11 protein-coding genes and 1 pseudogene are annotated in these 11,131 nt (G+C 48.6%); 4 read left to right on the forward strand and 8 right to left on the reverse strand.

Features of this window, described 5'->3' with window-relative positions:
• Both AC1DUA_RS13290 and AC1DUA_RS13295 read right to left on the reverse strand, forming a co-directional pair.
• A pseudogene (locus tag AC1DUA_RS13290) lies at positions 1-264 on the reverse strand (hypothetical protein); the annotation flags it as partial.
• A gap of 97 nt (positions 265-361) precedes the next feature.
• Positions 362-658: a transposase gene (locus tag AC1DUA_RS13295; protein WP_477500213.1), complete on the reverse strand. Its 297-nt coding sequence runs from the start codon at positions 656-658 to the stop codon at positions 362-364.
• A gap of 223 nt (positions 659-881) precedes the next feature.
• Here AC1DUA_RS13295 and asd point away from each other — a divergent pair, with 223 nt between their 5' ends.
• Both asd and AC1DUA_RS13305 read left to right on the forward strand, forming a co-directional pair.
• Positions 882-1,670 (forward strand): archaetidylserine decarboxylase, encoded by a 789-nt coding sequence (gene asd, locus AC1DUA_RS13300; protein WP_477500214.1) that lies wholly within the window; start codon positions 882-884, stop codon positions 1,668-1,670.
• A gap of 15 nt (positions 1,671-1,685) precedes the next feature.
• Complete coding sequence (locus AC1DUA_RS13305; RefSeq protein WP_477500215.1) at positions 1,686-2,939, forward strand: MFS transporter; 1,254 nt, start codon at positions 1,686-1,688, stop codon at positions 2,937-2,939.
• A gap of 195 nt (positions 2,940-3,134) precedes the next feature.
• Here AC1DUA_RS13305 and AC1DUA_RS13310 read toward each other — a convergent pair whose 3' ends face one another.
• Together AC1DUA_RS13310 and pdxR are read right to left on the reverse strand one after the other, a co-directional pair.
• Positions 3,135-4,529: an NAD-dependent malic enzyme gene (locus AC1DUA_RS13310; protein ID WP_477500216.1), complete on the reverse strand. Its 1,395-nt coding sequence runs from the start codon at positions 4,527-4,529 to the stop codon at positions 3,135-3,137.
• Positions 4,530-4,606: 77 nt separating this feature from the next.
• The gene (pdxR, locus tag AC1DUA_RS13315; protein WP_477500217.1) at positions 4,607-6,109 is read right to left on the reverse strand and encodes a MocR-like pyridoxine biosynthesis transcription factor PdxR; all 1,503 of its coding nucleotides are present in this window, start codon (positions 6,107-6,109) and stop codon (positions 4,607-4,609) included.
• 205 nt (positions 6,110-6,314) lie between these two features.
• Here pdxR and AC1DUA_RS13320 point away from each other — a divergent pair, with 205 nt between their 5' ends.
• Entirely contained in the window at positions 6,315-6,905 is a 591-nt protein-coding gene (locus AC1DUA_RS13320; protein WP_477500218.1) for a GNAT family N-acetyltransferase, read from the forward strand.
• Between the two features lie 114 nt (positions 6,906-7,019).
• Positions 7,020-8,330 (forward strand): aminotransferase class I/II-fold pyridoxal phosphate-dependent enzyme, encoded by a 1,311-nt coding sequence (locus AC1DUA_RS13325; RefSeq protein WP_477500223.1) that lies wholly within the window; start codon positions 7,020-7,022, stop codon positions 8,328-8,330.
• 65 nt (positions 8,331-8,395) lie between these two features.
• On the opposite strand, the gene AC1DUA_RS13330 is transcribed toward AC1DUA_RS13325, so the two are convergent.
• From AC1DUA_RS13330 to AC1DUA_RS13345, 4 genes are all read right to left on the reverse strand, one after another.
• Positions 8,396-8,881: an SRPBCC family protein gene (locus tag AC1DUA_RS13330; RefSeq protein ID WP_477500219.1), complete on the reverse strand. Its 486-nt coding sequence runs from the start codon at positions 8,879-8,881 to the stop codon at positions 8,396-8,398.
• Between the two features lie 31 nt (positions 8,882-8,912).
• Positions 8,913-10,241: a DRTGG domain-containing protein gene (locus tag AC1DUA_RS13335; protein WP_477500220.1), complete on the reverse strand. Its 1,329-nt coding sequence runs from the start codon at positions 10,239-10,241 to the stop codon at positions 8,913-8,915.
• Between the two features lie 129 nt (positions 10,242-10,370).
• On the reverse strand, positions 10,371-10,571 hold the full coding sequence (locus AC1DUA_RS13340; protein WP_477500221.1) for a hypothetical protein: 201 nt from the start codon (positions 10,569-10,571) through the stop codon (positions 10,371-10,373).
• 272 nt (positions 10,572-10,843) lie between these two features.
• Positions 10,844-10,984 (reverse strand): hypothetical protein, encoded by a 141-nt coding sequence (locus tag AC1DUA_RS13345; RefSeq protein ID WP_477500222.1) that lies wholly within the window; start codon positions 10,982-10,984, stop codon positions 10,844-10,846.
• Positions 10,985-11,131 lie beyond the last annotated feature (147 nt).

An 11,131-nucleotide genomic window follows, 5' to 3' on the forward strand; every position in this document is an offset into this window, starting at 1 on the left:
GTATCCATCGATGCCAGCCAAGATCATCTGTCCCAACTTTTCGTCCAGCGACATGCCCGCAGTAGGGCTTGATGGCGTTGGGCTTGGAGTCGGTGCTACAGTTGGAACTGGCGTAGCTGCTGGCTCATTCGCAGATGGCGTTGGTGAAGCAGGTGTGGCTGACGGCGTGTTATCTTTTGGAGAAGAGGCACACCCCATTAAAAAAAGAGATAACGCAGCCGCACACATCATACTCTTGGTATATCTAGGAATAATAAGATTCACTCTAACACCTGCCTTTATGATAAGTCATGCCTACATGCCTATTAGACGATGTGCCAAATGAAATAGTTACAGATAAAAGTTGCAGATTAACACTGAACTACTCTTTCCTAAGCTCCGCTAACAGGTATTTCCACAGCAAATAGATCCCATAACATCCCAAATAGCCTCCGCTTAAAAGGAATAATTGGTTGTTAAACACCGCATGAATATTCGTCATAAACACCGTATCGTCCCGCAAAATGTCATAAACCGCCACAGCGGAAATGATGCCAAACACATACGCACTAACCAATGCCAGCACATGAAACCCAATACGACAGGCTGTGAACATCCACGCTCCAACAAGCATGCAAGCCGGAATCAAAAACAGAAGCAATACGATCATACTGGACATTGTACCTGTTCACCTCATTAACAGCATTGACAAGCATATTTCACCTCAAACAGCCTCCAGACTATTTTTTTAGCCACCTATCTTGCCGTTTCTTCTTCGTTCGACAATTGATTCTTTTACCTTTCTGTGGCAAGATTAGCGAAGAACCATTAATAGGGATGTTTGAAGAAACTTGAACGTTGGTCAAAAGCCCGCCTAACCACGAATGAACAGGAGTTAATCTATGTCAAAACCGTTCTTCAAATTGCTAACCGAGCTCTCCTCACGTAAATGGGTATCCCAAGTGACAGGAGCTTTTGCCAGGTCCAGAGCAAGTCGGATGTTCATTCCCCGTTTTGCCCAAACTTACGGTATACGTATTGAAGATGCTGAGAAGCATGTCAAAGACTACAAATCCTTAAATGATTTCTTTACTCGCCGCCTAAAGCCGGGTTTACGCCCGATTCATGAAGACGAGACGCGCGTCGTAAGTCCGGTTGACGCCATGATTACAGGAATTGGGGACATTAAAGAAGGCTTAATCGTCAATGTCAAAGGTCAAGACTACACCATCGACGAGCTGCTTAACCGGTCGCCCCGCACAGTCAATTACAAAAATGGCTTCTATTTCGTTCTGTATTTAAGCCCAACCGACTATCACCGCATCCATTCTCCGATTTCCGGGGATATCCTTGAAAAAGAGCACGTGCTCGGCAAAGTTTATCCGGTGAACGAATTCGGTCTTCGCCACATGAAGCGAGTACTTAGTCGCAATGAGCGATTAATCACCTTCATCCAGCATCATACAGGTGAAGTTGCCGTCGTTAAAGTCGGCGCGCTGAACGTGAGTTCGATCCAGTACGTCAAGCCGCTTCCCAAGACATTGGAGCGCGGTCAAGAGCTAGCCTATTTCGAATTCGGCTCAACCGTTGTGCTGCTTTTTGAAGATGATATGTTTGAACCTCGCCCAGACCTTAAGCTTGGTTCCAAAGTGAAAATGGGAGAAGACCTCGGCCGTTTCCTAGATAAATAGCGAGAGGAGCGCATCATGGCTGCCATAACAACACCATCTTCCGAATCCAAAAGCTTGCAGGGTGCAGGAGATATTAAACCAACCGTTTATCGGATATTATTTGCAATCGGCCTTGTCCATTTGCTGAATGATTCTATCCAATCTGTCATTCCCGCCATCTTCCCAATTCTGAAAAGCGAAATGGGATTAAGCTATTCCCAGGTAGGTTGGGTACAGTTCGCCATCAACTTCACGGCTTCTATCATGCAGCCCGTTGTCGGCTTATACTCAGACCGTAGGCCATCGCCCTACATGTTGCCGATTGGCATGGCATCAACCCTTACTGGGATGCTGCTGCTAGCTTTCGCTCACTCGTATTGGGTCGTGCTGCTGTCTGTATGCTTCGTAGGGCTTGGCTCCGCTGCTTTCCATCCAGAGGGCTCCCGGGTGTCGCATATGGCTGCCGGAGCACGCAAAGGCTTGGCACAGTCCATCTTCCAGGTTGGCGGTAACTTCGGCCAATCCTTGGCGCCGGTCATGACCAAATGGATTTTCATTCCACTTGGACTTTTCGGCTCCATATGGTTCACTGGCGTCGCTGCGATTGCCATAGTCGTACAGCTGTTTATTGCTCGCTGGTACAAAGCCGAATTGGCTAACTTCCCAGTCAAACCTAAGTCAACGGTGAAGCGTACTGTCAATCCCGTTCACCGCAAACGTGTCTTTTTCGCCATATACGTATTGATCTTCCTTGTTTTCGTTCGATCATGGTATGGCGCTGCAATGAGCGGCTATTTCGCTTTCTTCCTGCAAGATAACTACGGCATGTCAATTAACCGTGCACAGGACTTCATCTTCTTGTTCCTCGCGGCTGGCGCTGTGGGAACTTTTTTTGGCGGTCCGATCGCTGACCGTTTCGGTAAACGCAATGTCATTTTCTTCTCCATGCTGGGCTCAGCGCCATTCGCTTTGCTGCTGCCGCATGTTGGTATTACTTGGGCTTATGTCTTGCTTGTCGTCATCGGTATTATTCTCTTGTCCAGCTTCTCCGTTACCGTTGTTTATGCCCAAATGCTTTTCCCTGGCAAAGTAGGAACCGTATCCGGCCTTATTACCGGACTCGCCTTCGGACTTGGCGGTATCGGCAGTGTCGTACTTGGAAATCTCTGCGACGCGATTGGCACAACGCGTGTGATGGAATTGTGCGCATTCCTGCCGCTTCTCGGCATCCTAACTTTCCTTCTTCCTTCTGACCGTAAGTTAAAAGAGTGGACTGAGGAACAGAATTAACACAAACAACCTTGCTCAACAGACTGGAAACAGCTGCTGGAGCAAGGTTTTTTTGTGCTGACGCACCTCAATTATCATCAAAGCAAATAACGCCGATTACTCCTGCTAATTTCCACTATTGATCTACTTTTGCTCAATTAACTGGAATTTCTACCACTATTTTTACCAAATTTAGGATATTTCGTTCAAATCCAGCTATTTAACTGTAGCTTCTACCGCTTCCATGACCGCTTCGCGTACTTTCTCAACAACCGCATGATTGAATACGCTCGGAATAATGTAATACTCGCTCAGCTCATCTTCATTCACTACCGAGGCAATCGCTTTGGCTGCTGCAAGCTTCATTTCTTGCGTGATTCGGGAAGCACGGCAATCCAGCACCCCGCGGAAAATGCCTGGGAAACATAGCACATTATTGATCTGATTCGGATAGTCCGAACGACCTGTCGCCATAACGCGAACGTAAGGCTCCGCCTCTTCCGGCGTGATTTCCGGTGTCGGGTTCGCCATAGCGAATACGATCGGATCAGTCGCCATTTTCTTCACATCTTCTACCTTCAAGACGCCCGGACCGGATAGGCCAATGAAAATATCAGCATCAGCAATCACATCGGACAAAGGCCCTTTCAGCTCAAAAGGATTCGTGTTATTCGCATACCAATCCCAAGCGGAGTTCGAATAGCTTTCTCCACGCACGATAGCACCTTGTCGATCTACACCAATGACGTTAGTGACACCTGCAGCAAGTAGCATTTTCGTACAAGCGATACCTGCAGCTCCGATGCCCGTAATTACCACTTTACACGACTCCAACTGTTTGCCCACTAGTTTAACTGCATTAAGCAAACCAGCAAGAATAACAACTGCAGTTCCGTGCTGATCGTCATGGAATACCGGAATATCCAATTCATTGATCAATCGTTCTTCAATTTCAAAACAACGCGGCGACGAAATATCCTCTAAATTAATACCACCGAACGCTGGTGCGATGGCTTTCACAGTTCGAATGATTTCCTCTGTATCTTGTGTGTCCAGGCAAATTGGGAAGGCATCAACGCCTGCCATTTGCTTGAACAGCATAGCCTTACCTTCCATAACTGGCATAGCTGCTTCAGGTCCGATATTGCCAAGCCCAAGGACAGCTGTCCCGTCAGAAACAACGGCAACTGTATTCCGTTTGATCGTTAATGAGTGCGCTTTGGATGGATCTTCATGAATCGCCATACATACACGTGCGACTCCCGGCGTATATACACGGGACAGGTCGTCCCGATTTTTAATCGGAATCTTCGGAGTGACTTCAATTTTGCCGCCCAAATGCATAAGGAACGTTTGGTCGGATACGTTAATTAACCGTACACCAGGGATACCTTTCAATACTTTAACAATCACTTCGGTATGATCCGGATCGCTAACTTGAACTGTAATGTCCCGTGTTGTTGTTGTTTTACTGGCTCGCGTCACGTCAACCGCGACGATATCGCCACCGGCATCGCCTATGGCTGTAGCAATTTTCCCAAACGTGACCTGTTCTTTATGTATTTCCAAACGCACAATCACGCTTGTGCCTCCACCATTTAATCCTGCCATTTAGGGATCACTCCTACAATAAAATGATTAATTGACCACATGTTAGATCATAGCATACTCTGTCAATCATGCCAAAATCATATTGTTGATTTTATGACAATTTCTGAGACTTGCCGCAGGGCAGCAACGCCTCGACGTATTTCCTGCTCCGTGAGGTGGGCAAAACCGAAGATCCCCCCGGCCTTCCCCGGGGGGATGCCATAGGAACTGGCGTCGCTCCACGTGACGCCGATCTTACGGCACTCGGCTGCATAAGCGGCATAGGTGCGGGGGTCCCCCCGCCACCAGCCGAACTGATGCAGCCCCGCGTCACTCTCCACCCACTCGAAGAGGGTGGAGAGCTGCTCCTGCAGCAGCGCTTGCAGGAGCAAGAACTTGCTCGCGTACACCCGCCGCATGCGGCGCAGGTGTCGCTCGTAGCCGCCGCTCGCCATGAACGCGGCGAGCGAGCGCTGTTCGAGCAGCCCCGAAGGGTGCGGCTCGTATAGCCGCTTCGCGGCTACAAAAGCGTCGTGCAGCGCCTCCGGCAGCACGACATATCCGATGCGCAGGTCCTGCAGCATCGTTTTGGAAAAGGTGCCGATGTAGACCACTCGGCCCTCCTGGTCTAGCACCTTGAGCGGCTCAATGGGCCGCCCGCGGTGCCTGAACTCGCTGTCATAGTCGTCTTCGACGATGACAGCGCCCTGCTCTGCCGCCCAGCGCAGCAATTGCTGGCGGCGCTCTAGACCCAGCACCGCCCCCGTAGGGAACTGGCGGCTGGGTGTCACGAACAGCAGCCGTGCGTTCCACGGCTGCGGGACAAGCCCTTGCCCATCCACATCCGCGTGGATGGGCACTCCGCCAGCCGCCAGCACAGCGCGGCTGGCGCCTTGGTAGCCCGGACGCTCCACGATGACGGGATCGCCTTCGTTCACAAGCATTTGGGTCAGCAGCGCAATGGCTTGCATAGACCCGTTAACGATCACGATGCGTTCTGGCGACGCCTCGATGCCGCGTATTCGCCTTAGGTGCTGTGCGATCGCTTCGCGAAGCGCATAATGCCCCTCGGCGACGTGAGCTTCTACCTGCGGCGACTCTGTCATGCGCCRCACCTGCTCGTACATCCCGCGGTTCCATAGCTCCCGCGGAAATTCATCCAAGTGCGGCCGACCCATCACGAACGCAATCTCTTTCCCTCGTCCTTGCTCCTGGACCCGCCCTAGCCCCCGCTCCATCACTTGCTCACGCCTCAACCCCCGTCCATCCCAATCCGCCTCACAAACCCGCGTCGCCCAGTCCGAAAGACGAATATCCTTCCCCTCAAAAGGCACCTGCTTCTCCTGCACCCCATTATAAACAACATAAGTCCCTCTACCGATATCAGCTTGCAAATACCCCTCAGCAATCAGCATATCGTAAACCTGATTAACGGTCCCGCGCGATAACCCATACAAGGCAGCTAATTCACGACTTGATGGCAGCTTCGTATCGCGCGGCAGCTTATTCCCGAGTATGTTGTCATGCAGGGCATGATACAAAGCCGCATATTTACTCGCATATCTCGCCTGATAGGTATGGTACGGTATATGAAAATCCATACATCCTCCCCCTTTGAAACTCCTACTGCCCTCTATCGGTTTTTCTCTTCTTTCTCTTCTCTTCTCTTCTCTTCAAAAAGTCCCTTCGCACTACACCAATTGGTCCACAAAAACACAACCAAATTGGACCTTTCTATTACACCATTTTTCCATTATGCTTACTAAAATCTCATATATCTGACTTTTTGACAAGGAGAATATGCCAATGAATTTCCAACCAATCCTGCTAGAAGGAACCCAAGTTACTCTACTGCCGATGCAAGAATCCCACATTAGCGCTCTGGTGGAGGCGGCCTCAGATCCAGCCATCTTTGCTTACATGACACCGCTGCTTCAACCTTCAGCTGTTGAACAATTTGTCCGCCAAGCTCTCGATGAGCAAAAAGCTGGCCTAGGCATTCCCTACAGTGTGTATGACAAACAGTCCGATAGCATCGTCGGCAGCACACGACTTTTCGATTACTCTGCCGCAAACCGCCATGTCGAGATCGGCCATACTTGGTACAATCCCCGTGTTTGGCGGACCAGAATTAATACGGAGTGTAAGTATTTGCTGCTGCAGCATTGCTTTGAGACCTTAGACCTCCTTCGCGTGCAGCTTAAAACAGACCTGAGAAATGAGCGCTCCCAAGCGGCAATTACCCGTATAGGCGCCCAAAAAGAAGGCACTCTTCGCCAACATCGCGTGCTTCACGACGGTTATGTAAGGGACACCGTTATGTTCAGTATCATTGCCAGCGAATGGGCGGATGTGAAACTGCGGCTATCAGGATTTTTAAATCAGGTAAACGTTTAGATCCGAATAAAAATCTATCCAAAAAAATTTGTTTCTCGCAGTGACGTACCGGGGGGAAAGTGGTATAATAACTGCAAAAAATGAATAGCAAATTGGAAGGAATGACCCATGCTTATGAATCCTCTGGCACGACAGTTAAACGAGACCCTGGAACGTGAAAATTCTCACGTATTTGACATGCTTTCTGCATTAGGTAAATCGATTTACTTCCCGAAAGAAGGCATTCTTAGCCAATCTGCTGAAGCCAAGGCCAAAGCCAAAAAGTTCAACGCTACGATTGGTATTGCGATCGAAAACGGTCAGCCGATGCATTTGAAGGTCATTCAAGATACTCTCTCCACCTACGCACCTAAAGATATATATGAATATGCGCCGCCAGCCGGCAAGCCCGAGCTCCGCAGCGCATGGCGCAAGAAGATGCTCGAAGAAAACCCTGAGATCGGCAGCAAACTGATCGGCAACCCGATCGTAACGAATGCGTTGACGCACGGTCTAAGTATCGCAGCTGACCTTTTCGCAGATGCTGGCGACTCCGTTATTATTCCGGATAAAAACTGGGAGAATTACGAGCTCACTTTTGAAATCCGCCGTGGTGCAAAAATTGTGAACTTCCCGCTCTACAATGAGGAACAGAAGTTTAATGCTGCTGGCCTCCGTGAAGCGCTGCTTGCTCAACAATCCAAAGGTAAAGCCATCGTTGTCTTGAACTTCCCGAACAACCCAACTGGCTACACGCCTGGGGCTGAAGAGGGTAATGAGATTGCTGCCGCGATCAAAGATGCAGCTGAAGCTGGAATCAATGTCGTTGTGCTCACTGACGATGCCTACTTCGGACTTTTCTTTGAAGGTTCCCTTCATGAGTCCTTGTTCGGTAAATTAGCCGACATTCACCCGCGTGTGCTTGCAATCAAAATTGACGGTGCTACCAAAGAAGAATACGTCTGGGGCTTCCGCGTTGGTTTTGTCACTTATGCCGGCCAAAGCGAAGCGATGCTTAGCGCACTAGAACAGAAAACAATGGGTATCATCCGTGCGACGATCTCCAGCGGGCCTCACCCATCCCAAACCTTCGTGCTTCATGCGCTTAACTCCCCGGAGTTCAATCAGCAGAAGCAAGAGAAATATGAGATCATGAAAGGCCGTGCGAACCGTACGAAGTCCATTCTGGATTCCGGTAAGTTCGATGATGCATGGGGCTACTACCCGTTCAACTCCGGTTACTTCATGTGCCTGAAGCTCAAAACCGTTGATGCCGAGACTTTGCGTCTCCACTTGCTGGATCAGCATGGTGTGGGTACCATCGCTCTTGGAGCGGCTGATCTTCGCGTCGCTTTCTCCTGTATTGAAGAAGGCAACCTGGAAGAGTTGTTCGACCTCATTTATCAAAGCGTGAAAGAAATCGAAACCGTCTCCGCTAGCAAATAGCCGAAACGAACAAAGAGGCTGTCTTAATGGGTCTATACCCTATAAGCAGCCTCTTTTTTATGCGATTATGCCAAATCCTGGCGAACCAGCTCACCATMCTGCTCGTACCATTTCTTCCACTCATCCATCGGAAAGTCCATCGCTTGCCCGTCCAGCAGCGCAGACATCATATCCAGACAAACATGCCAGCCAGCTAAGTCCTTTGGTGTATGGTCCGTCATCGTGCCTATGAACTCTTTTAAAACGAGCAAAGACCCCTCTGAGATTGCCGAAACTTCAAAGCGGACACGATCCTCTCCCCACGTGAACTCCAGCACAGAAAGCGGCTCGTAATCGGTAATCTCCATGTCGATCAATGTGCCCGAGCCATCCTTCCTATCAAATTTCATATGGCCACCCTTGCGCAGATCATCGACTTGAAGATTGCTCATCCATTTCTCTAATCGATCATTTTCGGTAAGTGCTGCCCAAACCTCGCTGACAGTATGCCCCAGCGGACGATTGTACTGGGCAATATACCCATTCTCACTTTTGTGAATCGTAGCAATCATGTGCATGTCCTCCTTAGATTTCAATCAATTTTTAAAGGATGCGTGCTGTAAACATCGATCTCGCCACCCTGGCTCCATTCGCCACGATTTCCATATCAATCTTGCAAAATCGGCGTGTCATTTCCACAATCGTCGGCACAATTTCAAAGACCTCGTCCATCTGCAGCGGAATCAGAAAATAACAGGATGAGCTATCCAGGATGAGATCGCCCTTCTTATGCTCCTTAACCGTGCGATAGGCCGCACGAATCATAATCGTGGTGAGTACACCCTCCGATACCAAGCCCTCGAAGTTCGTCATTTGCGGTGTCATGGTTCCTCTAAAAGTCAACTTGCCATCGGCATCGCGCACTTCGTCGATCCCTGCATAGATCTGCACCTCGAACGTCTCCCCGTTCTGCGGCTGCTGCTGCATATGCTGCATCGCTTTCATGACATCTTTGCGGCTAATGACGCCGATCATTTTCCGCTCGTTATCAATAACAGGCAGCAGTTCAATGCCTTCCCACACCATCATGTGCCCTGCTGAAGCAACCGAAGTTTTCAAGTTAATCATGAGCGGATTCGGTGTCATTAACGTGCTGATGAGCTGGCTTGGCTTCGCACCCACAATATCCTTGGTGGTAATCATCCCAATGGGCACCTTATGGCCGTCGATGACAGGATAACGTGTGTGCATGGTTTTGTCGGCTAGCTTCTGCATATCTTTGACGGTGTCCGTTCCTTCCAGCGAGTAAATCGGACTGTGTTTGCGCATGATGTCATCAACAATCATGATCTTCTTCTTAATCAGCCTGTCTTCCATCGCGCGATTGATCATCGTAGCCACCGTGAACGTATCAAAAGAACTCCCGATAATCGGCAGCTGAAGTTCATCGGCCAACTCTTTGACTTCAGGCGTCGTATCAAAACCGCCCGTAATCAACACCCCAGCCCCTTGGCTGAGGGCGCACATATGCGCTTGTACACGATTACCGACAATAAGCAAATTGCCCGCTTCAATGTATTTCAACATCGCTTCGAGCTGCATTGCGCCAATTACGAACTTGTTCAGTGACTTGTGTATACCGGAAGCTCCTCCAAGCACCACGCCTTCCACCACATTCACAATTTCCGCGAACGTGAGCTTATCGATGACTGGCTCCTCTTTTTTTTCCATGCGTATCGTACCGATTCGGCGTTTGGTGCTGACCAACCCGATATTTTCCGCTTCTTTGATGGCTCGATAAGCCGTTCCTTCGCTCACATCCAAATCTTGCGCAATTTGCCGAACAGACAGCTTGGTGCCGACAGGCACAGATTCAATATATTTCGTGATTTGTTCATGCTTCGTATGCAGCTCCGAATGGCCTGTGCTCATCGTTCACACCTCGCTGAACTGTGCTATAACATTGAGATAAGTATAGTACATTCAATTGGAAAAAGTAAGCAGATCACCTGATTCTCGAACTGCTCCATCAGCTTGTTGTACAATATAAAAACCTGCCGATTATCCGGCAGGCTCTATGTCATAATCAAAACTATAATAAAGTGCCAAAGCTACTGGTGATAAGGGATAGAACGCAGTTTCACCACACTCCTCGTGTTCCGTTCGTTCCTGCCTATTCGCCATAACTCTCTGGAAGTCATAGGTGCGTTGGCGTGAAACCTTGTTACTCTCAAACTCCATCGAAGATGCCAAGCTGCTCATAACCATCTCCCCCTTCATCATAATCATCAATGTATTACTACATTGAACATATTGATAATATATTATATAAATAATGAAAATATATGTGAAACAGCAATAAAAGTTTAATTTATTTTATAACAATACATCGGCTAATCAATTAGCTCAATAAAATATTTAATCTAATTTGATTCCTCACGCATTGTATTTTGTTGTATATAACATCAGTGCTAAGGAACATTCCCTGTTCTAAAAGCAGAGTTTGTGGGCAATAAAAAAGCACCCCGTGGGTGCTACTCTTGTTTATTCTCTGCTTCAGCTTTTGCTTTCGCCTCTTCTTCTAGTTTCTTCTTAGCGGCAGCCTTTTTCCGATCAGCTTCTGCCTCATCCCTTTGCCTTACAATTGCTTGCTGCTGACCTGTTTTATCTCTCATATCAAATCTGAATGAGATTTCCCGTTCACCTCCCCTATTCGCGTCTTACCATGATTATCCAACGCCAGACTTAATCTGAGCTGAGACCAATATCATGTATGAGAGTTTTCAAGGGCAAGAAATGGTTCACTGAAAAATGTATTGAAG

This window comes from Paenibacillus sp. 01T422 (genome assembly GCF_056398785.1).

Coding starts and splice junctions, on each gene's coding strand:
- AC1DUA_RS13325 (WP_477500223.1), top strand. CDS start 7,020: ATGAATCCTCTGGCACGACAGTTAAACGAGACCCTGGAACGTGAAAAT.
- AC1DUA_RS13310 (WP_477500216.1), bottom strand. CDS start 4,529: ATGGCAGGATTAAATGGTGGAGGCACAAGCGTGATTGTGCGTTTGGAA.
- AC1DUA_RS13295 (WP_477500213.1), bottom strand. CDS start 658: ATGTCCAGTATGATCGTATTGCTTCTGTTTTTGATTCCGGCTTGCATG.
- AC1DUA_RS13345 (WP_477500222.1), bottom strand. CDS start 10,984: ATGAGAGATAAAACAGGTCAGCAGCAAGCAATTGTAAGGCAAAGGGAT.
- AC1DUA_RS13320 (WP_477500218.1), top strand. CDS start 6,315: ATGAATTTCCAACCAATCCTGCTAGAAGGAACCCAAGTTACTCTACTG.
- AC1DUA_RS13335 (WP_477500220.1), bottom strand. CDS start 10,241: ATGAGCACAGGCCATTCGGAGCTGCATACGAAGCATGAACAAATCACG.
- asd (WP_477500214.1), top strand. CDS start 882: ATGTCAAAACCGTTCTTCAAATTGCTAACCGAGCTCTCCTCACGTAAA.
- AC1DUA_RS13340 (WP_477500221.1), bottom strand. CDS start 10,571: ATGAGCAGCTTGGCATCTTCGATGGAGTTTGAGAGTAACAAGGTTTCA.
- AC1DUA_RS13305 (WP_477500215.1), top strand. CDS start 1,686: ATGGCTGCCATAACAACACCATCTTCCGAATCCAAAAGCTTGCAGGGT.